Source organism: Proteus sp. LHD240705 (assembly GCF_047921555.1).
GTDB lineage: Bacteria > Pseudomonadota > Gammaproteobacteria > Enterobacterales > Enterobacteriaceae > Proteus.
The window spans coordinates 195,556-219,366 of sequence record NZ_JBLRMI010000003.1; the positions used below are offsets into that span (position 1 = coordinate 195,556).

At 38.7% G+C, this 23,811-nt stretch carries 18 protein-coding genes; 9 read left to right on the forward strand and 9 right to left on the reverse strand.

Going from position 1 to position 23,811, the window contains the following annotated elements:
• Nucleotides 1-20: 20 nt before the first annotated feature.
• The 3 genes from ACNART_RS06985 (at nt 21) to yeiB (ending at nt 3,163) form a co-directional block, all read left to right on the forward strand.
• Nucleotides 21-1,190: a YbfB/YjiJ family MFS transporter gene (locus ACNART_RS06985; RefSeq protein ID WP_198620462.1), complete on the forward strand. Its 1,170-nt coding sequence runs from the start codon at nt 21-23 to the stop codon at nt 1,188-1,190.
• 148 nt (nt 1,191-1,338) lie between these two features.
• A complete protein-coding gene (gene folE, locus ACNART_RS06990) occupies nt 1,339-1,998 on the forward strand; it encodes a GTP cyclohydrolase I FolE (protein WP_023581251.1) in 660 nt (219 codons plus the stop codon).
• A 13-nt stretch (nt 1,999-2,011) separates the two neighbouring features.
• A complete protein-coding gene (gene yeiB / locus ACNART_RS06995; protein ID WP_368927137.1) occupies nt 2,012-3,163 on the forward strand; it encodes a DUF418 domain-containing protein YeiB in 1,152 nt (383 codons plus the stop codon).
• Here yeiB and sanA read toward each other — a convergent pair.
• The 6 genes from sanA to metG form a co-directional block, all read right to left on the reverse strand.
• Nucleotides 3,160-3,891 (reverse strand): outer membrane permeability protein SanA, encoded by a 732-nt coding sequence (gene sanA, locus ACNART_RS07000; protein ID WP_198620464.1) that lies wholly within the window; start codon nt 3,889-3,891, stop codon nt 3,160-3,162. The genes yeiB and sanA overlap by 4 nt on opposite strands.
• A 141-nt stretch (nt 3,892-4,032) precedes the next feature.
• Complete coding sequence (locus ACNART_RS07005; RefSeq protein ID WP_196533004.1) at nt 4,033-5,730, reverse strand: NAD-dependent malic enzyme; 1,698 nt, start codon at nt 5,728-5,730, stop codon at nt 4,033-4,035.
• Nucleotides 5,731-5,944: 214 nt separating this feature from the next.
• Complete coding sequence (cdd, locus tag ACNART_RS07010; protein ID WP_198620465.1) at nt 5,945-6,829, reverse strand: cytidine deaminase; 885 nt, start codon at nt 6,827-6,829, stop codon at nt 5,945-5,947.
• Nucleotides 6,830-7,029: 200 nt separating this feature from the next.
• The gene (locus tag ACNART_RS07015) at nt 7,030-7,725 is read right to left on the reverse strand and encodes a CidB/LrgB family autolysis modulator (RefSeq protein WP_100159648.1); all 696 of its coding nucleotides are present in this window, start codon (nt 7,723-7,725) and stop codon (nt 7,030-7,032) included.
• Entirely contained in the window at nt 7,725-8,198 is a 474-nt protein-coding gene (locus ACNART_RS07020) for a CidA/LrgA family protein (protein WP_198620466.1), read from the reverse strand. The genes ACNART_RS07015 and ACNART_RS07020 overlap by 1 nt, the downstream gene beginning before the upstream one ends.
• A 134-nt stretch (nt 8,199-8,332) precedes the next feature.
• Nucleotides 8,333-10,360: a methionine--tRNA ligase gene (metG, locus tag ACNART_RS07025; protein ID WP_198632260.1), complete on the reverse strand. Its 2,028-nt coding sequence runs from the start codon at nt 10,358-10,360 to the stop codon at nt 8,333-8,335.
• A gap of 204 nt (nt 10,361-10,564) precedes the next feature.
• Between metG and apbC the strand changes: the two genes are divergently transcribed.
• The 5 genes from apbC (at nt 10,565) to dcuC (ending at nt 16,809) form a co-directional block, all read left to right on the forward strand.
• The gene (gene apbC / locus ACNART_RS07030) at nt 10,565-11,677 is read left to right on the forward strand and encodes an iron-sulfur cluster carrier protein ApbC (protein WP_036912151.1); all 1,113 of its coding nucleotides are present in this window, start codon (nt 10,565-10,567) and stop codon (nt 11,675-11,677) included.
• A 220-nt stretch (nt 11,678-11,897) separates the two neighbouring features.
• Nucleotides 11,898-12,539, forward strand: a complete 642-nt coding sequence (udk, locus tag ACNART_RS07035) for a uridine kinase (RefSeq protein WP_109373469.1) — start codon at nt 11,898-11,900, stop codon at nt 12,537-12,539.
• A 67-nt stretch (nt 12,540-12,606) separates the two neighbouring features.
• Nucleotides 12,607-13,188 (forward strand): dCTP deaminase, encoded by a 582-nt coding sequence (dcd, locus tag ACNART_RS07040; protein WP_006537532.1) that lies wholly within the window; start codon nt 12,607-12,609, stop codon nt 13,186-13,188.
• Between the two features lie 46 nt (nt 13,189-13,234).
• Complete coding sequence (asmA, locus tag ACNART_RS07045) at nt 13,235-15,172, forward strand: outer membrane assembly protein AsmA (RefSeq protein WP_198620468.1); 1,938 nt, start codon at nt 13,235-13,237, stop codon at nt 15,170-15,172.
• A gap of 275 nt (nt 15,173-15,447) precedes the next feature.
• Nucleotides 15,448-16,809 carry an anaerobic C4-dicarboxylate transporter DcuC gene (gene dcuC / locus ACNART_RS07050; RefSeq protein ID WP_198620469.1) on the forward strand — a complete coding sequence of 454 codons (1,362 nt, stop codon included), beginning with the start codon at nt 15,448-15,450 and terminating at the stop codon, nt 16,807-16,809.
• Between the two features lie 148 nt (nt 16,810-16,957).
• Here dcuC and ACNART_RS07055 read toward each other — a convergent pair whose 3' ends face one another.
• Nucleotides 16,958-18,538: a TerC family protein gene (locus ACNART_RS07055; RefSeq protein WP_109373472.1), complete on the reverse strand. Its 1,581-nt coding sequence runs from the start codon at nt 18,536-18,538 to the stop codon at nt 16,958-16,960.
• A 244-nt stretch (nt 18,539-18,782) separates the two neighbouring features.
• On the opposite strand from ACNART_RS07055, the gene gndA reads away from it, so the two are divergent.
• Nucleotides 18,783-20,189: an NADP-dependent phosphogluconate dehydrogenase gene (gndA, locus tag ACNART_RS07060; protein WP_023581264.1), complete on the forward strand. Its 1,407-nt coding sequence runs from the start codon at nt 18,783-18,785 to the stop codon at nt 20,187-20,189.
• A 114-nt stretch (nt 20,190-20,303) separates the two neighbouring features.
• On the opposite strand, the gene ACNART_RS07065 is transcribed toward gndA, so the two are convergent.
• Entirely contained in the window at nt 20,304-21,656 is a 1,353-nt protein-coding gene (locus ACNART_RS07065; RefSeq protein ID WP_368927130.1) for a dicarboxylate/amino acid:cation symporter, read from the reverse strand.
• 437 nt (nt 21,657-22,093) lie between these two features.
• Entirely contained in the window at nt 22,094-23,443 is a 1,350-nt protein-coding gene (locus ACNART_RS07070) for a dicarboxylate/amino acid:cation symporter (protein ID WP_198629727.1), read from the reverse strand.
• Nucleotides 23,444-23,811: the final 368 nt, after the last annotated feature.

Genomic DNA, 23,811 nt, shown 5'->3' on the forward strand with positions numbered 1-23,811 from the left:
AAACAAAATAATGGATATCCATGAATACTTCAAATCACCAAAGTCATTCAGCGCAAGCTTTTCATATCGCGTTTAGCGGGTTTCTTGCTTTAGTGGTTGCAATGGGAATAGGGCGCTTTACCTTTACACCGCAAGTGCCGTTGATGATTGCAGAATATCAATTGACGTTAACAAGTGCGGGAATTGTCGCTGCATTTAATTATCTTGGTTATCTTGCAGGCTCCTATGATGCGATGAAAGCTGTTAAAGGTGTGGGGTATCGCTTGTGGGCGGGTCTTTGGGGGGCGGTGATAATCACGCTGTTGTCTGCTTTTTTAAATGATGCTTTTACACATAGTATTGCACGTTTTTTTATTGGTTGGGCAAGTGGTTGGACATTAGTGCTGGTGGCTTCATGGGCTAACGAGTTACTGGCTCGCCTTAATCGACCTGCATTAAGTGTGGCTGTTTATGCAGGAACGGGTGCTGGTATATTTATCAGCGGTATTCTTGCTGTGTTAATTATGAAATGGCAAATGAGTGCAGCGGCAGGGTGGTTAATTTATGGTTCTCTTGCTTTTATTTGTGCCATATATGTGAGCTACCATCTTCCAAAGCCTTGGACAATGAGCAGAGAGGAAGTAAAAGTCACCTCTTTAACGCTTACGCCAGCGATAAAAAGGCTGATTTGGGGTTATACCTTTGCTGGGTTTGGCTATATTTTACCCGCAACTTTTCTTTCTCAAATGGCAGCAGAACGCTTTCCAGGGAGCTTAATTGCGCAATTTGTTTGGCCTGTTTTTGGTGCTTCTGCAGCATTATGTATTGGGATCGCTATTTTCACGCGTAATGTATTAAACACGCAGTTACGTTTAGCCATTACGCTTTGGTTACAAGCGTTAGGCATACTGATTGCGCTGTGGGTTCCTACCATTACTGGGTTGGCGATAGGGGCATTTTTAATTGGTGGCGGCTTAATGTGTGCAGTACAACTGGCGTTTTTACGAGGTCGTGAATTAGCGCCTCAACATGGGCGTTATATGGCGGGTTTACTCACCACTTTTTATGCCATCGGGCAATTAGTTGGCCCCGTAATTTCTTCACTTTCAACAGCATTGACGGGAAAATTAGAACCTGCTCTTTATGTCGCTTTTATTGTATTGATAATCGGTGGTTTTCTGGTGTGTTTAAAAGAAAAAAATCAGGCTTAAACTAAAAATAGCTCATACAAAAATGCAATAATTTCATAACGGAAAATGCGGTATTGCTGGATAATGTGATTGAGGTCATCTAAAGTGTAGGCTGTTGTTGCTAATAGCGATAACGGCTACTTAATTAATGTGTTTATCGGAGAGTCCAATGTCATCATTAAGTAAAGAGGCGCAATGGGTGCACGCTGCGTTAGTTGAACGCGGTTTGGAAACGCCTCTTCGTGAACCGAAACTCTCTCCAAGTGAGAGCAAACAGCAAATTGAACATCATATGACAGAAGTGATGAAGCTGTTAAATCTAGATTTAAGCGACGATAGTTTAGCTGAAACTCCTCGTCGTATCGCTAAAATGTATGTTGATGAAATTTTCTCAGGGCTGGATTACCACAATTTCCCCAAAATCACACTAATCGAAAATAAAATGCAAGTTGATGAAATGGTGACGGTACGAGATATCACATTAACAAGTACTTGCGAACACCACTTTGTCACCATTGATGGTAAAGCTATTGTGGCTTATATCCCGAAAGATAAAGTGATTGGGTTATCTAAAATTAATCGAATTGTGCAATTCTTTGCTCAGCGTCCTCAAGTTCAAGAGCGCTTAACGCAGCAAATCCTTATCGCATTACAAACGTTACTAGGCACAAAAAATGTGGCTGTTTCTATTGATGCGGTTCACTATTGTGTTAAAGCTCGTGGTATTCGTGATGCAACTAGTGCAACAACAACAACTTCATTAGGCGGGTTATTTAAATCTAGTCAAAATACGCGTCAGGAGTTTCTGCGCGCTGTTCGTCATCTTTGAGATTTAAATAAAAATGAATGAATCGTCTCATCAACGTATTGAAGCCCTCGATGCGTTGAGAGGAATGGCGATCCTTGGTATTTTATTGCTCAATATTTCAGGTTTTGCATTATTAAGAGTGGCTTCATTTAATCCATTACATTCGGGAGAAGCCTCTTTTGGTGATCGTATAACATGGATGGCATTAAATCTGTTTGCTCAAGGAAAATTCCTCTTTATTTTTGCGTTGCTATTTGGTGGTACGCTTTATCTCCTTTTGTATAAAGGAACTCGTTTTAATTTATCGCGATTAGTTGTACTGGCATTAATTGGTGTTATTCACACATTATTTATTTGGGAAGGGGATATTTTATTTCCATATAGTATATGTGGTTTATTTGTTTTTGCGTTTATCAAATCAATCGCAACAAAGCACCAATTTATATTGGGAGTGATACTCTATTTTTGTGGTGCACTGATTTTAGGTGCGCTGTTTTACTATTATCGTGATTTTATTGATACCGTTTGGTATAGCACGCCATATTCTCAATTGTCTGAATCAGATTGGAAAACAGGGCCTTATTTAAATAGTGTTTATTATCGTTTGAATGAACTAAGTCTTTTTGTTTTTAATCTAGTACGTCAATACAGTTGGTTTTTGTTTGGTGCGATGTTGATGGGTTCTGCATTAATGGCATCAGGTTGGTTGCAGCAGAAATTTAGTCGCGCTCATTATGGTCATGTGGCACTTTATTTCCTCACAATTAGTTTAAGCTTACAAACGGTTATTGTGCTGGTGGATTATTATCTTGATTGGGATTACCGCTGGGCGGCTATTTGGGCACAACCTTTAACCATGTTGATCCAAGTGATGCAAAGTTTGGGGTATATTGCGCTGTTTTATTGGAGTTGGAATATTATTCAACACTCTTATTTTGCCTATGCTTTACGTTGTGTTGGCAAAATGGCATTAACAACCTATTTAATGCAAAGTGTTATCGGTATTTATTTATTTCAGCGTATGGGGCTATTTAATCAATTTACTCTACCTGAACTGATGCCTTTTGTTGCCGTCATTTGGGCAATCAATATTGCTTTTGCTGTGATTTGGTTACGTTATTTTCCACAAGGGCCAATAGAGTGGATTTGGCGTAAATCAGCCTCGAACTTAGCACAATTCTTTTAGCTTTTTTCATGATTATTTTCATTTAGAGGAAGTGATTCGACTTCCTCTGGTGAAACCGCAGGATAACCTTTAATGCCTTCAGGAATAGATTGTATTGCGGGAATAGTTTCTGGCGGCCCTAAAAAGCGTGGTTCGCGGTTTAGAATATAAACATCAATCATGGCACCTGCTCTGGCAAATACTTCACGTACACGTACTTTAAACATGCTTTTAGGCGATGCAACCGCAAAGCATTGTGCATCAATTCCTTTTTCTAATGCGATAAAAACAGCTCGTTCACAGTGAAAACGCTGAGTAATAATGGTAAATCCATCTGTACCAAATACCTCTTTTGTTCGTACTACTGAATCAAGTGTTCTGAAGCCTGCAAAATCCATCACAATACGAGAGGCAGGAATGCCCGCTTTAATGAGATCCTTACGCATCGTATTTGGTTCATTATAACTATGTTTTGCATTATCGCCGCTGAGCAATAAATACTGAATTTTGCCACTATTATAAGCATTTACAGCGCCTTGGATGCGGTATTGATAAAACTGATTTATATAACCGCTGGTATAGTACTTTGATGTGCCTAACACCATGCCCACTTTTTTAGCAGGTAATGTATCCACGTCTTCAAATATATAGGGATTGGTTTTCCACCCGATCCAGCGATCGCAGGCAATCAAGGTGACTGCAAGTAGAATAAAAATTGTGAGAAAAAGATAAATGAGGCGTTTTAGCATGTCCTTGCCTTAATGACGCAAATAACGAATGACTTTCATAATAGTTAAGGCTACTTGAGCGGCGATAGGGAAGCAAGAAAAAAGCGCCTCATATTAAGTAATGACGCGCTTTTCGGAATGGTACTTAGTGTTTCAAACTACTTAGAACGAGGTTCTTTTGTAAATACGGTACTCTGGTGACCAATAGTTACGTTCAATTGCTTCTTCTAATGCTGAATCAGAAGTAACAGTAGCAACACCTTGTACTTGTGCTTCTTTTGCAACTTGTTTTGCGATATAGCGCGAAACTTTTTGAATATCAGCCAGTAAAGGTAACAGAGAACCATCACCGTCTTTTGCCATTGGTGAGCAATCTGCTAATGCGCGACTTGCCACCATCAACATGGCATCAGTAACACGTTTTGCACCACATGCGATAACACCTAATCCAATACCTGGGAAGATATAAGAGTTGTTGCACTGTGCAATTGGATATTCTTTATCTTTGTATTTAACTGGTGCAAATGGACTACCTGTTGCCACTAAAGCTTGTCCATCAGTCCAGTTGATAATATCTTCAGGACGCGCCTCTACACGAGACGTCGGGTTAGATAATGGCATTACGATAGGGCGTTCACAGTGTTTGTGCATTTCACGAATAATTTCTTCAGTGAATAAGCCTGCTTGTCCTGAAACACCAATCAAAATAGTTGGTTTTGCATTCTTAACCACTTCTAGTAGTGAAATAGCATCGCTTTCGGTTTGCCAATCAGCAATAGTTTCGCTTTTTTGGATAAGTTTGCTTTGGAAATCAAGTAAATTTGGCAGTTTGTCTGTTAATAAGCCGAAACGGTCAACCATAAAGATACGTTCACGCGCTTGCTCATCACTTAAACCTTCAGATTTCATTTGGGCGATGATTTGCTCGGCAATACCACAACCCGCAGAACCTGCGCCTAAGAAAGTGACAGTTTGATCTTTTAATTGGCGACCCGCAGCACGACTTGCTGCAATTAGGCTACCTAAAGTGACCGACGCTGTACCTTGAATATCGTCATTAAAGCAACATAATTCATCACGATAACGATTTAATAAAGGCATCGCATTTTTTTGTGCGAAATCTTCAAATTGTAGTAAAACATTTGGCCAGCGACGTTTAACAGCTTGGATAAACTCATCGACAAACTCGTTATATTCATCACCTGTAATACGAGGATGACGCCATCCCATATACAGTGGATCGTTTAAGCGTTGTGGATTATTCGTTCCCACATCTAGCACAACAGGCAGGGTGTAAGCTGGGCTAATACCACCACACGCGGTATATAAAGAGAGTTTACCGATAGGAATGCCCATACCACCGATACCTTGATCACCTAAACCAAGAATACGTTCGCCATCAGTCACAACAATCACTTTTACGTTTTGTTTAGTGGCATTTTGTAGCATATCGTCGATATTGGCGCGGTTAGGGTAAGAGATAAATAAACCGCGAGCGCGACGATAAATATCGGAGAAATGTTCACAGGCTTCACCCACTGTTGGTGTGTAAATGATTGGCATCATTTCAGTGAGGTGAGATTCTAATAAACGGTAAAATAGAGTTTCGTTAGTGTCTTGAATATTTCTTAGGTAAATATGTTTATCGTTATCGTTTTTGAAATCAAGATATTGGCGATAAGCGCGTTCAACCTGTTCTTCAATGGTTTCTACTGCTTCAGGCAGTAAACCATGTAAGTTAAAGGTGCTGCGTTCTTCATCGCTAAAAGCACTACCTTTATTTAACAGGGGAAATTCAAGCAGGATTGGGCCTGCATACGGGATGTAGAGAGGGCGTTTACTTTCGTGTTCCAGTTCCATGAAAAATACTCTTGTAAGGCAGTTAGTCACATGACAATTGTAGATCCTACAAAATAATAAAAATATGTACAGCTTATGTTATTTTTTTATGATTTTTATGCTTGGAAATGAGAGATAGATACGGTTGTTACAACTTTTTCTGGTAAGCATCAGCAAAATTTACATGCTGATGCTTTTTTTAGGAGAGATTTTTAGAGGAATAAGTTAAAACTTTTTACAAAGTGATGCGTTGCATTTGGCGGCAACCTAAAGCAGTTAATGTTGCTTGTGTTGCATCCCATTGAGTTAAAATTGTCTCTGCTTTTTCAATTAAGACAGCAGATTCAATATCCATCACACACTCACCTGCCATATTTAATAAAATTAATGCCGCTTGTAATGGCGGTAAACTTGGATTAAATGCGGCATTTTCAGCGTAGCTACCTTGGAAAATTTTGCCATTTTTCATTTGAACAGCAATACCACTGTGCGATCCACTATAAGGAGCATGGCTACGATTGGCAGCTTGTAGTGCCTGTTGTGCTAATTCACTAGGGTTATCAATTTTGTAACCGTGATTAACTTTGTCCATTAATAAAGAGGTGATATTGAGATCTTTCGGGCCAAAGCTATCAGGTAAATAATCGCCTAATGTTGCCATTTTTCTACCCGGCAACTGAATTTGAATATGGGTGCCACTGTTCAATTCGTTCATAAACTGGCGGCAATGACCACAAGGTGTATAGTTAACGGTGACTGAGATTAAGCGAGATTCACCACGTAACCATGCATGAGTCACGGCGCTTTGTTCAGCATGAACCGTTTGTTGTAGCGGTGCGCCAGCAAATTCCATATTGGCACCGAAATAGAGATTACCACTTTCGCCACGAGCAATCGCACCCACTTTGAAATTAGAGATTGGCGCGACAGCACAAGCTGCGGCAACTGGTAGAAGTGCTAGGGCTAAGGCATCATCATTACATTGTAACTGTGTTTTTATGGCATTGACCTGTTCTGCCGTAAACATTGCAGGGAATTCATCCTGCTCAAGATAAGGAGCAAGTGCTTGTTGTAACTGAGGGGATAAATCTGACCAAATTGCCTGAAAACGAGTATGCATACATGAGTCTCCCATTAATCTTTCTGTATTATAAGATTCTAGGCATCTTTACCCATTCTTATATGTGATGAAAATCATATTTTCAATGAAACAATTGCAACAAATTCATTAATTGAGAGATGTATCTCAAATTTATAGTAAAAATCCCCGAAATAAATTTAATTAAATCGAGGATTTAAGAATGGAGAATAAGAAAGGTATCAACTATAAAGATGCAAAATAATAGGGAAGATAAATGGCGCTGTAAGGGAAGTAATAATCCCACAGGTCATTAATGCCAGTGAGCTATAAGCACCTTCAATATAATCGACTTCAGCCGCTCTTGCTGTTCCCACTGCGTGAGAAACGGTTCCCATTGCTAAACCACGAGATGCGTGAGTAGGAATACGCAGTATTTTAAAGAGTGTGTGACCAAAAATGGCACCTAAAATACCTACTGCAATAACACATGCAGCACTGATTGCAGGAATACCACCTATGGAATCTGCGACAGCCATTGCGATAGGCGTTGTCACTGATTTAGGTAAAATTGATGCAGCAATTTCGGGTGTTGCTCCTGCCCATAAGGCAATTGCAGTACCACTGACCATTGCGGCAATACTACCAATAAAGCAAATACTGATCAGCGATTTCCACTGTGCGCGAATTTGGTGTAATTGCTGGTAAAGCGGTATCGCTAAAGCAACAACAGCAGGTTGCAGTAAGTCATTTAAAATACGACTACCTGCAAAATAATGCTCATAAGGTGTGTGCGTGATTAATAGAATGGGAATAATAACTGCAATACCAATAAGCAACGGGTTTAATATTGGTAATTTATAACGAGCCGCAAGTTTACGTGATAAATAAAAGACGATTATGGTGAGAGGAAGTGACCACCAGATATTCATTAACATTAACATTTTTTCTTCTCACTTAACGCTTTATCGTCGTCTTTTTCTTTTGCTACAACAACATCTTCAACTTGGTCTGGTTTTGCACCAACAATAATGCGTTCACGATGAACGTAGTGTGAACAATAAGCAACCAATGCCATTACACCAAAGGTACTGACTATACAGGCTAAAACAATCGGGAAGAGTTGCTGACTTAATAAATCATAATAGTTCATGACGGCTACCCCGATAGGAATAAAGAGTAATGTCATATTTTTTAATAGAATATTGGCACCCGGTTTTACCCAGCGTAATGGAATAAGCTGGAAAGCAAGTAAACCAAAAAGGATCAGTAAGCCAACAATACTGCCTGGAACCGCAAAGGGCAAAAGGGCTGAAATAAGATTACCTGCAAAAAGACAAAGATAAAGTACCAAAAAAGATCGTAGATAGTGCCAAAGTGTAATCTGCACTCGTGCCCGTTTAGATTTCATAAGTAAGTGTCCCAAATCAACTAACAGATTTATCATACACCGATTTTGAAAGTGTGCTACGGATCACAATAAAAAAAGAGCGGGGCTCTTATAGAACCCCGCCATTTATTTATTTGGCAAATGAATCTTGGTTGTTATTTCACTTGTTGACCCGGTTTTGCACCAGAATCTGGGCTGAGTAAGAAGATATCTTTATCACCAGGGCCTGCTGCCATTACCATGCCTTCCGAAATACCAAAACGCATTTTACGAGGTGCTAAGTTTGCTACCATAACGGTTAGACGACCTTCCAACACTTTTGGATCTGGGTATGCTGTACGAATACCAGAGAATACTTGGCGAGTTTCACCGCCTAAGTCCAAAATTAGTTTCAGCAACTTGTCTGATCCTTCAACAAAATCAGCTTGTTTAATTTCAGCAATACGCATATCGATTTTCGCAAAATCATCAAAGTTGATGGTTTTTTGAATTGGGTCATCTGCTAATGGACCAGTCACTTCTTTTACTGGTGCAATGGTGCTTTTAGATGCTTCAACCATTGCATTAGCTTTATCCATTTCAATGCGGTTAAACAGTGCTTTGAATTTTGTAATATCTTGATTTAGCAGTGGTTGCTCAAGCGCATCCCATGTTAATTCAGTTTGCAAGAAGGCTTCTGTACGTTCTGTTAATGAAGGTAAAACAGGTTTCAGATATGTCATCAGTACACGGAATAAGTTAATACCCATTGTACAGATAGCTTGTAGCTGTGCATCTTGACCTTCTTGTTTTGCTACAACCCACGGCGCTTTTTCATCAATATAGCGGTTGGCTTCATCCGCTAATGCCATGATTTCACGAACTGCTTTACCAAACTCACGATTTTCAAATGACTGTGCGATAGTTTCTTTCATATCAACAAAGTGTTGATAAAGCTTAGCATCATCTAAAGAATCAGCTAATTTGCCATCAAAACGCTTGCTGATAAAACCCGCTGTACGTGATGCAAGGTTAACGACTTTATTAACAATATCGCTGTTAACACGTTGAACAAAGTCTTCTAAGTTTAGGTCAATATCGTCAATGCGTGAGGAAAGTTTTGCCGCATAGTAATAACGCAGGCAATCTGCATCAAAATGATCAAGGTAAGCACGAGCTGTAATAAAGGTGCCACGAGATTTTGACATCTTCGCGCCATTGACAGTGACATAACCGTGAACAAACAGGTTGGTTGGCTTGCGGTATTCGCTGCCTTCTAACATGGCAGGCCAGAATAAGCTGTGGAAATAGACGATATCTTTACCAATAAAGTGATAAAGGTCTGCTTTGCTGTCTTTATTCCAGAACTCATCAAAACTTAAATCACCACGCTTTTCACATAAGTTTAAGAAAGAGCTCATGTAGCCGATTGGTGCATCTAGCCATACATAGAAATATTTACCCGGTGCATCTGGGATTTCAAATCCAAAATAAGGTGCGTCACGAGTGATATCCCACTGTTGTAAACCGCTGTCAAACCACTCTTGCATTTTATTCGCAACTTGCTCTTGCAGAGCACCAGAGCGGATCCACTCTTGTAACATGTTGCTAAATGCAGGTAAGTCGAAGAAATAGTGTTCAGTTTCACGCATAACAGGTGTTGAACCTGATACAACAGAGCGTGGATTAATTAATTCTGTTGGGCTGTAAGTTGAGCCACAAACTTCACAGTTATCACCATATTGGTCTTGCGCTTTACATTTAGGGCAAGTGCCTTTTACAAAGCGGTCAGGCAAAAACATGCCTTTTTCTTCATCATAAAGCTGAGAAATAGTTTTGCTTTTGATGTGACCATTTTTTTTCAGTGCAAGATAAATTTTAGTCGATAATTGGCGACTCTCTTCACTGTGTGTAGAGTGATAATTGTCGTAACTGATATTAAAACCAGCAAAATCCTGTTGATGCTCTTTGCTCATTTCTTCAATCATGGCTTCTGGCGTAATACCCAGTTGTTGAGCTTTCAGCATAATTGGAGTGCCGTGAGCGTCATCAGCGCAGATGAAATGAACTTCTTTGCCGCGCATTCGTTGATAACGGACCCAGATATCTGCCTGAATGTGCTCAAGGATATGACCGAGATGAATTGAACCGTTAGCATAAGGTAACGCGCAGGTTACCAATAATTTATTCGCGACGTGAGACATAGTAAGGATCTTACTTCCATAAAATTAATAAAAGGGACTTTGATGTTAACCGATCCGTCATGATGTCGCTAGGGCAATAATCGAGTTTTTGCAAGAGAAATTTCAGTTGGCAAATTGAGGTAAGGCATTAACGTAGTCATCTACTATCTGATATGATAGATGCACTCATATATTTAATAAATAATGAAAACGAGAGGAGCCGGGATGAGTGATAAATCCCCCGAGCAGACCACCCCTGAGATTCTGAACGAAAAAGTTTCAGGTGTCTTGTCTACTTTTGAACACCCGACATTGAAGCGTAATCTGCTTTCTCTAAAAGCATTACATCAATGTGCGATGATTGACGATGTTCTTCATATCGAGTTAGTGATGCCATTTGTTTGGAAAAAACCTTTCCAAGTCCTAATCGAAGAAAAAACAGCTGAACTTCGCAACATCACTGGTGCAAAAGCCATTGAATGGAAACTCAAGCACAATATTTCAACCTTACGCCGTGCAAATGATCTACCAGGCGTTAATGGTGTGCGTAATATTCTTGCTGTGAGCTCTGGTAAAGGTGGCGTTGGTAAATCAAGTACAGCAGTTAACCTTGCATTAGCTCTTGCACAAGAAGGTGCTAAAGTAGGTATTCTTGATGCTGATATTTATGGACCGTCTATTCCGAATATGTTGGGTACCACAATGGAGCGTCCAACGTCTCCTGATGGACAACATATGGCACCGATTATGGCTTATGGTTTAGCATCTAACTCTATCGGTTATTTAGTTACAGATGATAATGCAATGGTATGGCGTGGTCCTATGGCGAGCAAAGCATTAATGCAAATGCTCCAAGATACGCTATGGCCTGATTTGGATTATCTCGTTATCGATATGCCGCCGGGAACAGGTGATATCCAATTAACCTTATCTCAAAATATCCCTGTAACCGCTGCGGTTGTGGTAACAACACCACAAGATATCGCGCTGGTGGATGCAATGAAAGGGATCGTCATGTTTAAGAAAGTCAATGTACCTGTATTAGGTATTATTGAAAACATGAGCGCGCATATTTGTAGTAACTGTGGTCACCTTGAACCTATCTTTGGTACTGGTGGTGCGGCGAAATTGGCAGAGAAATATCATTGCCAATTATTAGGTCAAGTTCCTCTTCATATCTCTTTACGTGAAGACTTAGACCGCGGGCAACCAACAGTGATGCGTGATCCTGAAGGCGAATTTGCTGATATTTATCGCGAAATCGCATCAACAGTGTCTGCTCAAATGTATTGGGATGGCGATGCAATCCCAACGGAAATTTCTTTCCGCGCAGTGTAATGACAGTAAAATAATACGTTGAGTTATTTGCTGATTTAAATGGAGAGCTATTTGGCTTTCCATTTTTTACATGCGATTTCCGACTGTTTTTGATAAAAAACGAATAGATTTCTGGTTTTACGCTGGAACCAGAGTGATTTCAAAACTATAATCTGCGCTAGCGTAATATTTACATATTATTACGTTATCCCTCTTTTTATTTCAAACCAGGTTTTTGATTATGGCTGACACAGCACATCAGTGCACAATTGTAGGTATCGCTGGAGCTTCTGCTTCGGGTAAAAGTCTTATTGCAAGTACACTTTACCGCGAATTAAGAGCGCAAGTAGGTGATCATAATATCGGGGTGATACCAGAAGATTGTTATTATCGTGACCAAAGTGATTTAACGATGGAAGAACGATATAAGGTCAATTATGACCACCCAAATTCGATGGATCACGCACTTTTATATCAGCATTTGTGTGAACTAAAAGCAGGAAAAACCATCGAACTCCCTCAATACGACTACGTTGCTCACACTCGCAAAACAGAATCCATTCCTTTTCAACCTAAAAAAGTTATTATCATTGAAGGCATCTTGTTATTAACAGATAAACGCCTGCGTGAAGAGATGGATTTCTCTATCTTTGTTGATACGCCATTAGATATTTGCTTAATGCGTAGAATTAAACGTGATGTGAATGAACGTGGACGTAGCTTAGACTCAGTCATTGAACAATATAATAAAACCGTTCGTCCTATGTTCTTCCAGTTTATTGAACCTTCTAAACAATATGCCGATATTATTGTACCTAGAGGGGGTAAAAACCGCGTTGCGATTGATATTCTGAAAGCAAAAATTGGGCAGTTCTGCGAATAATAGGTTCATTTGTGGGCAGCTTTCATGCATGATGAAACTGCCTGTTTAACTTGAAGAAGGAAATAAAATGCGATTATGCGACCGTGATATTATTCAGTGGCTGGATGAAGGTAAATTAGTCATTGAACCCCGCCCGCCCGTCGAGCGAATTAACGGCGCAACAGCAGATGTTTGCTTAGGAAATCAATTTCGTGTTTTCCAAGGTCATACTGCTGCTTATATTGATTTGAGTGGCCCTAAGGCTGAAGTGAACGCTGCGCTAGAACGTGTAATGAGTGATGAAATTGTGTTACCTGAAGGTGAAGCATTTTTCTTACATCCGGGTGAATTAGCGTTAGCGGTGACACTTGAGTCAGTCACTTTGCCTGATAATGTTGTTGGATGGTTAGATGGACGCTCATCATTAGCCCGTTTAGGTTTAATGGTACATGTTACCGCACATCGTATTGATCCCGGCTGGCATGGACAAATCGTATTAGAATTTTTTAATTCAGGTAAACTTCCTCTCGCATTAAGACCAGGTATGGTTATTGGTGCATTAAGCTTTGAACCTATGTCTGGTTCTGCTGATAGACCTTATAATCGTCGTCAAGATGCAAAATATAAAAATCAACAAGGTGCTGTTGGTAGTCGGATTAGTGAAGATTAACTATCTTTATAATCATCATTATCATGTTCACTAAGCGGGTAATTATATGAAAAGGTTTTTGACAACACTGGCTATCTTGCTTGTGGTTATTTTGGCAGGCTTAACAGCGTTAGTTTTACTCATTAACCCGAATGATTTCCGTGGATACCTTGTTGAAAGGGTCGAAAAACAAAGCGGTTATAAACTCACATTACAAGATGATATGCGTTGGCATGTGTGGCCAAAGTTAAGCATTATCAGTGGTAAAATGTCATTGACAGCACCAGGTGCTGAAATGCCTTTTATTACTGCCGATAATATGCGTCTTGATGTTGAGTTATTACCGCTACTTTCTCATCAACTTGAAGTAAAAGAAGTCATGCTTAAAGGTGCCGTAGTTCGCCAAACACCTGAAAGTAAAGCTATTCCTAAAATATCACCGCCTTCTACTCCTCGAGATATTTCTCACCCAGTTGTCGAACCTAGAGCCAATAATTGGCAGTTGAATATCGCCAAAGTAAAAATTTCAGACAGCTTAATTATTTGGCAAATGAAAGACGGTGAGCAACTTAATTTACGTGATATTGATTTATCGTTGAAAACAGACGAGAAAAAACAAGTTAGTCTTGAAATGAGCACGAAAGTGAATCGTGACCGTCGTGAGATCACGCTAAATGTTGCTGCTGATGTGGATATGAACAGCTATCCTTACCAAGTTACGGGTAAGATCACACAGTTAGATTACGCTTTATCAGGAGTCGAGATCCCTGAAAATGGAATTGTAGGAAGTTTAACTTCAGATTTTACGATCCAAAATGAGGGCATAAGAAAAGTTTCACTTGAGAACTTAAATCTCACAGCTAATGATAGTCAATTGCAAGGTAATATCAGTGCAGAATTTGCAGATGCTACTCGCTATCAAGTTGATTTAAAAAGTGAAATGCTAAATTTAAATACTTTATTGCCAGAATTAGCAACAGCTAACGTATCAGAAAATGCGTTATTAGTGCCAACGACTGATAATCATATACCTCCTTCATTTTCATTATTTAGTACAGCCCATGCGGCACCCGCACCGAATGCCACCATTATGGCAAAACCGGTTATTACTTCAGTTACCATTGAAAATAAAGAATATGATCTAACGAGTTGGGGTGATATTGAGTTTACACTGAAATTAGCCCTGAATAAGCTTCTCTATAAAGATTTAGAGATTAATAATTTTAAACTTGATGCATTAAATAACCCTAATTCACTGAATATTCAAACCTTAACAGGGCAAATCCTTCAAGGTGATTTTTCACTGCCAACGGTTATCTCAACAAGCATTGTGCCAGCGCATATCAGCATGGATATCACAATGAACAATATTCCATTAGAGCCACTATTGCGTGTCTTTAATCAACCTGAAAATTTCAGTGGATTAATTTCAGCAAAAGGGAATTTAGAAGGAACGGGATATAACCGAAAAGCTTTTTATCGTTATTGGCAAGGTACACTTAATACCTCTGTTACCCAATTTAAAATGCAGGGATTTAATGTACCACAGGTTATTCAGCAATCAGTCGCTCAAGCGACGGATAAAGTGATTTACCCTGAAGATATTGAAAGTTATACCCAAGCAGATAATGTGATTGCCCAATTTAAGTTAGCGCCAAAAGGAAAAGTAACCGTTAATTCACTTGATGCTCAAGCAGAGGCTTATCAAATTAAAGGGCAGGGCAAAGTGGATCTTCAACGCCATGATCTTGATGTGATGTTACTTGTTAATATCAAAAAAGGTTGGGGTAAAGAAAATGAATTTATCCGTCAATTGGCTAAAATTGAAATTCCATTAAGACTCTATGGTGATTGGAATGCTATTCAATATGAACTTAATATTGAAAAATTATTGCGCGATCAATTACAGCAAAAAGCCAAGCAAGCTATCGATAATTGGCTAAATAAACAAGATGCCGAAAGCCCTGAAGTAAAAGCACTTAATCAGCTATTGAAGAAAATCTAGTTTCACGATTTTTAACTTCATCACATTCTTAATAAAAGCACACTATTTTGATAATTGTGTGCTTTTTGCTTTATATCTATCATTTAATTTATGTTTTGAATGAAAAGTAAGCATTCGTGCTATGTATATGTAAAAAAATAGTCGTTTTTTTTGATATATGTCATACACTGCAACGTTGCCTTTGGGCAGAGTGTGTCAATCGCACTAAACGCAAAAATGATGATAAAAATAAAAAACTTCATTTTATAAATGACTATTTTAGACAGGATAAATAAATGATCGAAATTCTTATCGGCGCCTTCGTTGCCGTAGGTGTTGGACGTTATATCGTAAAAGGCTATTCAGCAACAGGTGTCTTAATGACGGGTGGTCTGTTATTACTGATCATCAGCGTAATTATGGGAAGGGCTGTTTTACCTGCGAGTGCGACTGCAACAGGCTATGGCTTAATTGATATTGTCGAGTATGTGAAAAATCTACTAATGAGCCGTGGTGGCGATTTAGGTATGATGATCATGATACTTTGTGGTTTCGCTGCTTATATGACGCACATTGGCGCTAATGATGTTGTTGTAAAATTAGCATCACGCCCACTGAAAATGATTAACTCACCTTATCTGCTGATGGTTGCGGCTTACATTGTTGCATGTTTGATGTCACTGGCTGTTTCATCAGCAACAGGTTTAGGTGTGTTATTAATGGCAACGCTGTTCCCTGTTATGGTGAATATGGGAATTAGCCGCGGAGCTGCTGCTGCAATCTGTGCGTCTCCAGCTTCTATTATCTTAGCGCCAACATCAGGTGATGTTATTTTAGCTGCTGAAGCATCTCAAATGCCGCTGATTGATTTCGCATTTAAAACCACATTGCCTATCTCTATTGCTGCAATTATGGGTATGTGTATCGCTCACTTCTTCTGGCAGCGTTATCTTGACCGTAAAGAGCATATCGAAACAGAAATGTTAGACGTGAATGAGATCAAAACTCACGCACCAAGTTTCTATGCAATTTTGCCTTTCACGCCAATTATCGGTGTTCTCGTTTTTGATGGTAAATGGTTACCAGAACTTCATATTGTTGCCATTATTATTATCTGTATGATTTTAGCGGCTGTTATCGAATTTATTCGTAGTTTCAGTGCAAAACAAGTTTTTGAAGGCTTAGAAGTGGCTTACCGTGGTATGGCAGATGCATTTGCACAAGTTGTGATGTTATTAGTCGCTGCTGGGGTATTCGCTCAAGGTTTAACAACCGTTGGCTTTATCAATGCGCTAATTGAAGGTGCTCAGTCATTAGGCTCAGGTGCCATTGTGATGATGATTGCACTGGTATTAATTACCATGTTAGCGGCAATGACCACAGGCTCTGGTAATGCGCCATTCTATGCATTCGTTGAGTTAATTCCTCGTTTAGCAAGCAATATGGGTGTTAACCCAGCTTATTTAACCATCCCAATGTTACAAGCTTCAAACCTAGGTCGTACATTATCACCAGTTTCTGGTGTTGTCGTTGCCGTATCGGGTATGGCAAAAATTTCACCTTTTGAAGTGATGAAGCGTGTTTCTGTACCCGTATTAGTAGGGCTGGTTATTGTTATTGTTGCAACTGAAATTCTTGTACCAAGTACATTAGGTTAATTATTAACTCATTGAATTAATAATAAATTATTATTTTAAATTTTATTGGCGGGCTTTGTGTGAAAACAAAGCTCGTTTTTTATGGTACATAAAATGCAGATAAAAAATATCCGCCTTAAAGGCGGATATTTTGCTATTTTGACAGGGATTACGCTTCGTCAACGTTTTCTTCGTCTTCTGGTGTAGGTTCAACAATTCGAACTTTATTAATTCGATGGTTGTTCACTTCTAACGGCTCAAATTCAATGCCATCAATAAGGATCTTCTCACCAACAGTTGGAACACGTTGTAAATGCTCCATTAATAAGCCTGCTAAGGTTTCATACTCACGTTTTTCATCCAGTTTGATTGGAATATAAAGCACTAAGTCTTCAAGTGGTGTAAAACCGTTTACAGTCCATGAACCGTCTTCGTTTTGAACCAAATCATGACGTGAATCGTTTTCTTCAGAACTGACAGGTAAGTTACCTGCAATAGTTTCCATAACGTCAGTCAGCGTCACGATCCCTTCTACTGAACCAAATTCATCTACAACAAAAGCGAAGTGAGTGTGAGCACTGCGGAACTGTTCTAACGCTTGCAGTAAAGATAAACCTTCAGGGAAAATCAAAGGTTGAGTGACCAATAAACGTAAGTTTAGAGGTTCATTACGCAACTGTTGATTCAGTAGTTGAATAACATTAACAACACCGACAGGTTCATCACCAGATTGTTCATCTGTGATCACTAGGCGAGAGTGAGGATCCTTTTCCAATAATTGGCGAATATCATCTTGTGTTGCATTTAAGTCTACGTATTCAACATCATGGCGAGACGTCATGATACTGTTAACATTACGTTGGCTTAAACCAAGCACACGTACAATCATTTGGCGTTCTTGAGGATCAAACACTTCTTCTGAACTGGAGACTAAATCAGATGTGTGAGGATCTAATTCAGAAGATTCAGGTTTACCATTAATAATACGTAGAACCGCTTCTGCTGTACGTTCACGCAAAGAGCGAGAAGCCGATAAGAAACGGCGACGGTTAAATTGTGCAAGCTGATTAAAGACTTCTATCATGATAGAGAAGCCAATCGCTGCATATAGGTAACCTTTTGGAATGGCGTAGCCAAAGCCTTCGGCAACTAATGCAAAACCAATCATCAGCAAGAAGCTTAAACACAAGATAACAATAGTTGGGTGGTTATTGACGAAATTTGTTAGAGGCTTACTTGCAAGGATCATCAAGAACATTGCAATAGTAACAGCCGCAATCATAACACCTAAATGATCAACCATACCCACAGCGGTTATCACTGAGTCAAGCGAGAATACCGCATCCAGCACGATAATTTGTGCAACGACAGACCAAAAGCTGGTCGTTTTGCGTTGTTTCCCTTCGTTGTGATCTTTACCTTCTAGCCGTTCATTAAGCTCCATTGTGGCTTTGAACAGCAAGAATATCCCTCCGAGAAGCATGATCAAGTCTCTTGCACTGAAAGGATGATCAAACAGTGTAATAAGAGGTTTTGTCAGAGTGATAAGCCAAGAGAGACTAAATAACAACACAATTCGCATAACAAGGGCACACAATAAGCCTGTTATACGTGCTTTATCTCTTAGTTTTGCTGGGAGTTTATCTGCCAGAATAGCAATGAAAACAAGGTTATCAATACCAAGTACGATTTCGAGAACAATTAAGGTGGAGAGTCCTACCCAGATTGTCGGATCTAAGATCCATTCCATACAGTTTGTTTTACCTTCTATAAAGACGGCATATGCCGACTTGAGAATAATGAGCAATTTGAAGGAATTTTTCAATAAATTATTATCAGTAACAGGGGAATAATTTCATTTTGTCTAAAAGATTGTGATACCAATTACATCAATAACTACCACCAAGTGAGAGAGTGAGTTACTATGTGATCAGGTTAACAAATTGTCAGTACATTGATACTGGCAGGTTTATTTTCAGACGGGAGTTATTTTCATGTCCAAACAGCAAATCGGCGTGGTTGGTATGGCAGTTATGGGACGTAACCTTGCGCTAAATATTGAAAGCCGTGGTTATTCTGTATCTATTTACAACCGCTCAAGCGATAAAACCAACGAAGTTATCGCTGAAAATCCAGGTAAAAAACTGGTTCCGAATTATTCTATTGAAGAGTTTGTTGATTCGTTAGAAAAACCGCGCCGTATTTTATTAATGGTAAAAGCGGGTGAAGCAACGGATAAAACAATTGCTGCATTGACACCGCATTTAGATAAAGGCGATATCCTTATCGATGGCGGAAATACTTTCTTTAAAGATACTATTCGTCGTAACCGTGAATTATCAGCGCAAGGCTTTAACTTCATCGGTACAGGTGTTTCTGGTGGTGAAGAAGGTGCATTAAAAGGCCCTTCAATCATGCCTGGCGGACAAAAAGAGGCTTACGAATTAGTTGCTCCTATCCTTGAAAAAATTGCGGCTGTTGCTGAAGGTGAACCTTGTGTAACTTATATCGGTGCTGATGGTGCGGGTCACTATGTGAAAATGGTTCATAACGGTATCGAATATGGCGATATGCAGCTGATTGCAGAGGCGTATTCAGTATTAAAACACTCACTAGGCCTAACTAATGAAGAATTAGCAGAAACCTTCACCGAGTGGAATAAAGGTGAATTAAGCAGCTATCTAATTGAAATTACAGCTGATATCTTCCGTAAAAAAGATGACGAAGGTAAATATCTTGTAGATGTTATTCTTGATGAAGCGGCAAATAAAGGTACAGGTAAATGGACTAGCCAAAGTTCTTTAGACTTAGGTGTGCCAGTTACTCTTATCACTGAGTCTGTATTTGCTCGTTATATCTCTTCATTAAAAGATCAACGCGTTGCTGCATCTAAAGTATTATCAGGCCCAACACCTAAAGCATTCTCAGGTGATAAAAAAGCCTTTATTGAAAATGTTCGCCGTGCACTGTATTTAGGTAAAATTGTCTCTTATGCTCAAGGCTTCCAGCAACTGAAAGCAGCATCAGACGAATATAACTGGGATTTAAACTACGGTGAAATCGCGAAGATTTTCCGTGCGGGTTGTATCATCCGTGCTCAATTCCTGCAAAAAATTACAGATGCCTATAACGAAGATGCAAGTATTGCAAATCTGCTGTTAGCACCATACTTTAAACAAATCGCTGACGATTACCAACAAGCTCTGCGTGATGTTGTTTGTTATGGCGTACAAGCAGGTATTCCTACTCCAACATTCTCTGCGGCTATTTCTTACTACGATAGCTATCGTGCAGAAGTGTTACCAGCAAACTTAATCCAAGCTCAACGTGACTACTTTGGTGCGCATACTTATAAACGTACTGATAAAGATGGCGTATTCCATACCGAGTGGATGGAATAAATAAGATTAAATATTCGGTTATTTTAATCGAAATATAACAAATAAAAGGTGCTCAAATAGAGCACCTTTTTTATAGAAGTGACCCACCCTAAATAAGGTCGAGATTTTTCCAATCTATTGCTCAGAGCCTTTCACATAATGAGGTTCTTCATTTACATTATCAGAGACTAAATTATCATTAGCAAAGTCTTCTCTGGATATTTTGCCACTAAAAATATCATTCATTCTCTCTTTGTCTAATGCATTTTCCCAACGAGCGACAACAATGCAAGCACAAGCATTACCGACAATATTGGTCAATGCACGGCATTCTGACATAAAGCGATCTATACCTAAGATAAGCGCCATACCTGCGACTGGAACACTAGGTACAACCGATAGCGTTGCTGCTAAGGTAATAAAGCCCGCGCCAGTGACACCCGCTGCACCTTTTGAGCTGATCATGGCAACAAACAGTAACGTAATTTGTTCTGTTAACGACAAATCAACGCCTGTTGCTTGAGCGATAAATAAAGCTGCCATAGTCATATAGATATTGGTGCCATCTAAATTAAAGGAATAACCTGTAGGAATAACTAAACCCACGACAGATTTTTTACAGCCCAGTTGCTCCATTTTACTCATTAATGTGGGGAGTGCAGCTTCAGATGAAGAGGTACCTAATACTAACCATAACTCGTCTTTAATGTATTTAATTAAAGAGAGAATGGAGAAGCCGTTATATTTGGCAACAGCACCTAATACCACGAGAACAAAAAGTAATGCAGTAAGATAAAAAGTAATCACTAACAACATTAAATTGCCAATAGAAGAAATACCATATTTACCTATGGTAAAAGCCATGGCACCAAAGGCACCAATAGGTGCTAACTTCATTAGCATACCAACCATCTTAAAGACGGGGTCGCAAAGATGCTGTAAGAATTTTAATACAGGTTCACCCTGTGAGCCTATTGATGCTAATGCTAGACCAAAAATCACAGAAACAAACAATACTTGCAAGATATTACCGTTAACTAATGGGCTAACGATAGTATCTGGGATGATATTCATTAGAAAACTAACAAGAGAAGAGCTGTGTGCTTGTGTGACATACATTTCTACTCGACTACTATCTAATGATTCAGGAGAGATATTTAAGCCATCACCAGGGCGAATAATATTAGCGGTTATTAATCCAATAACCAGCGCAATAGTTGAAAAGGTTAAGAAGTAAATCATTGATTTACCCGCTACTTTTCCTACTGTTTTCATATTGTTCATGCCAGCAATACCGGTGACGACGGTTAAGAAAATCACAGGTGCAATAATCATTTTGACGATTTTGATAAAACCATCACCTAGCGGTTTGAAGGATTCACCCACATCAGGATAAAAATGACCAAGCAAAATACCTAGAATGATAGCGATAATCACTTGGACATATAACACACGATAAAAGGGGAGCTTGCGGGATGAAATCTGCATAAAATTTCCCTGTAACTGAAAGATATTGACTAAATAAAAAAGAAATTATGATGTAAATTATTATTTACATTTATTTTGTTGTGACAGGTAACTTAAAGGTATGAGTAAATCAGGTCAATAAAATAAAGTTGATTTTATCAAATATTGTGCTCTTCATCTAAAAAATTAGATTTAATTTCAATTTATTACTATTTATGGAATTTATTTTTCTTAAATCAATAAGTTAATGAAATTATGGTTTGTTTTAATTTATTGTATTTATTTAATGATATGTATATTTGGCTTTATTTTTTGGTGAATAAAATAGTTTAAATGTAAAACAACATGAAAGGGAAGTGGTGAGAAAAGAAATGTGAGGCAATGGTTTGTTTTTATTGAATTATTTTGAAAATAAAAGAGCGCATAAGCGCTCTTTTATGGATTGTAGAAAATGATTTTTATTTTACTGGGATCTTAATTGAGTTATCAGACTCAATGTTAATAGGAGCTAATGGAGCATCTTCAACAAATTCGCTTGATGCTCTACCACTAAAGACATCATTCATTCTTTCTTTATCTAAGGCATTTTCCCAGCGAGCAACAACAATACAGGCACAAGCATTACCAACAAGATTGGTCAATGCGCGACACTCTGACATAAAGCGGTCAATCCCTAGAATTAATGCCATACCTGCAACGGGAACACTAGGTACAACGGATAAGGTTGCCGCTAAAGTAATAAAGCCAGCGCCAGTAACACCCGCAGCACCTTTTGAACTTATCATTGCGACTAAGAGTAGAGTGATTTGTTCTGTTAATGAAAGCTCAATACCTGTGGCTTGTGCAATAAATAGAGCAGCCATGGTCATATAGATGTTAGTACCATCTAAGTTAAAGGAGTAACCCGTTGGAATAACTAAGCCGACGACTGATTTTTTACAGCCTACATTTTCCATTTTACGCATTAAGCTAGGTAAAGCTGCTTCTGAAGAAGAAGTACCTAATACTAACCAAAGTTCATCTTTAATATATTTAATTAAAGAGAGAATAGAGAAGCCATTATATTTTGCAACAGCGCCTAACACGACAAGAACAAACAATAATGAAGTAATGTAGAAAGTCAGAACAAGCAATACTAAGTTACTGATTGATGAAATACCGTATTTTCCAATGGTAAAGGCCATGGCACCAAAAGCGCCGATAGGTGCTAATTTCATTAGCATACCGACCATTTTGAATACTGGCTCTGAGAAGTTTTGTAAGAACTTAAGAACTGGCTCGCCACGAGCCCCTATAGAGGCTAATGCGATACCAAAGACCACAGAAACAAACAGTACTTGCAGAATATTGCCGTTAACTAATGGGCTGACAACAGTATCAGGGATGATATTCATTAAGAAACCAACAATAGAAGAATCATGGGCTTTTGCGACATAACTTTCTACTTTGCTCGCATCTAATGAAGCAGGAGAGATATTTAAACCATCACCTGGGCGAATAACATTTGCAACGATTAACCCAATAATTAATGCAATCGTAGAGAAAGTCAGGAAGTAAGCCATGGATTTACCCGCAACTGTACCTACCGCTTTCATATTATTCATACCTGCAATACCCGTTACTACTGTTAAGAAGATAACAGGTGCGATGATCATTTTTACAATTTTGATAAATCCATCACCAAGTGGTTTAAAGGATTCACCCAAATCAGGGTAAAAATGCCCGAGCAAGATACCAAGTAAGATGGCAACGATAACTTGCACATAAAGCACTTTATAAAGCGGTTGTTTTTTAGTTGAAGTTTGCATGAAGATTTCCCTGCACCTATTGGTACATTGTTTATATATTTATTTGTATGTTAGAAAATAACTGAGTTGTAAATAGAATTTTACATTATTGTATTTTTATTGATGCTAACTTAAATGTACTACTAAATCAGGTCAATAAAATAAAATCTATTTAGTTAATTATTGAGTGCTGAATCGAAAAAAATAATTTAAATTTTCTGCTTGGTACATTTTATAGTGTTATAGCTAAGGTAATGTGGAATTTATGGGGGTTATTCTGACTTTTTGATTATTTTTGGTGTTAAGTGCTACTTGCGCTTTGGATTAGATTATCTAATATTACTTTTAAGTGTGTAAATATATACATACAGCAAGAATTGTTATCATAC

Excerpts from the sequence above, each read along its gene's own strand:
- ACNART_RS07005 (WP_196533004.1), bottom strand. The coding sequence starts at position 5,730 with ATGGAACTGGAACACGAAAGTAAACGCCCTCTCTACATCCCGTATGCA.
- metG (WP_198632260.1), bottom strand. The coding sequence starts at position 10,360 with ATGTCTCACGTCGCGAATAAATTATTGGTAACCTGCGCGTTACCTTAT.
- ACNART_RS07070 (WP_198629727.1), bottom strand. The coding sequence starts at position 23,443 with ATGCAAACTTCAACTAAAAAACAACCGCTTTATAAAGTGCTTTATGTG.
- dcuC (WP_198620469.1), top strand. The coding sequence starts at position 15,448 with ATGATCGAAATTCTTATCGGCGCCTTCGTTGCCGTAGGTGTTGGACGT.
- ACNART_RS07065 (WP_368927130.1), bottom strand. The coding sequence starts at position 21,656 with ATGCAGATTTCATCCCGCAAGCTCCCCTTTTATCGTGTGTTATATGTC.
- apbC (WP_036912151.1), top strand. The coding sequence starts at position 10,565 with ATGAGTGATAAATCCCCCGAGCAGACCACCCCTGAGATTCTGAACGAA.
- ACNART_RS07015 (WP_100159648.1), bottom strand. The coding sequence starts at position 7,725 with ATGTTAATGAATATCTGGTGGTCACTTCCTCTCACCATAATCGTCTTT.
- ACNART_RS07055 (WP_109373472.1), bottom strand. The coding sequence starts at position 18,538 with ATGGAATGGATCTTAGATCCGACAATCTGGGTAGGACTCTCCACCTTA.
- sanA (WP_198620464.1), bottom strand. The coding sequence starts at position 3,891 with ATGCTAAAACGCCTCATTTATCTTTTTCTCACAATTTTTATTCTACTT.
- dcd (WP_006537532.1), top strand. The coding sequence starts at position 12,607 with ATGCGATTATGCGACCGTGATATTATTCAGTGGCTGGATGAAGGTAAA.
- folE (WP_023581251.1), top strand. The coding sequence starts at position 1,339 with ATGTCATCATTAAGTAAAGAGGCGCAATGGGTGCACGCTGCGTTAGTT.
- udk (WP_109373469.1), top strand. The coding sequence starts at position 11,898 with ATGGCTGACACAGCACATCAGTGCACAATTGTAGGTATCGCTGGAGCT.
- ACNART_RS07020 (WP_198620466.1), bottom strand. The coding sequence starts at position 8,198 with ATGAAATCTAAACGGGCACGAGTGCAGATTACACTTTGGCACTATCTA.
- gndA (WP_023581264.1), top strand. The coding sequence starts at position 18,783 with ATGTCCAAACAGCAAATCGGCGTGGTTGGTATGGCAGTTATGGGACGT.
- ACNART_RS06985 (WP_198620462.1), top strand. The coding sequence starts at position 21 with ATGAATACTTCAAATCACCAAAGTCATTCAGCGCAAGCTTTTCATATC.
- asmA (WP_198620468.1), top strand. The coding sequence starts at position 13,235 with ATGAAAAGGTTTTTGACAACACTGGCTATCTTGCTTGTGGTTATTTTG.
- cdd (WP_198620465.1), bottom strand. The coding sequence starts at position 6,829 with ATGCATACTCGTTTTCAGGCAATTTGGTCAGATTTATCCCCTCAGTTA.
- yeiB (WP_368927137.1), top strand. The coding sequence starts at position 2,012 with ATGAATGAATCGTCTCATCAACGTATTGAAGCCCTCGATGCGTTGAGA.